This is a genomic window from Pedobacter cryoconitis, assembly GCF_003259615.1.
Taxonomy (GTDB): Bacteria; Bacteroidota; Bacteroidia; order Sphingobacteriales; family Sphingobacteriaceae; genus Pedobacter; species Pedobacter cryoconitis.
Genome location: NZ_QLLR01000043.1, coordinates 37,497 through 37,814, shown reverse-complemented (window position 1 = coordinate 37,814; position 318 = coordinate 37,497). Strand labels below are relative to the sequence as shown.

Annotated in this window: 1 protein-coding gene; it reads right to left on the bottom strand. The window is 45.6% G+C overall.

Going from position 1 to position 318, the window contains the following annotated elements; all coding sequences use genetic code 11:
* Window positions 1-318, bottom strand: a 318-nt coding sequence (locus tag LY11_RS26810; protein ID WP_170132770.1) for a hypothetical protein, incomplete at both ends; no start/stop codon positions are given.

Below are 318 nucleotides of genomic sequence, written 5' to 3'. Positions count from 1 at the left end.
TACCTGTGATCGTAAACTTGCCCGTTGCAGGATCATAAACCCCGCGCAGCTCTGCTGGTAAACCGGTTACGGTCGCAGTATTTCCATGGGTGACCTGGTATTCAATTGGGCTAATCGCATGGTTGATACATGGCTGCTGCTGATCTGTGTTTACCGCTGATGTTAAAGCAATCGTGACATCTGGTTTAACATTGATTGTACCATGGATAATTGCAGGTTCACAATCACCACTTGCTGTAACTGTGTAAGAAATCAGACCAGCCGTTAATGGTATACCTGTAATTGTAAACTTACCCGTTGCAGGATCATAAACCCCGC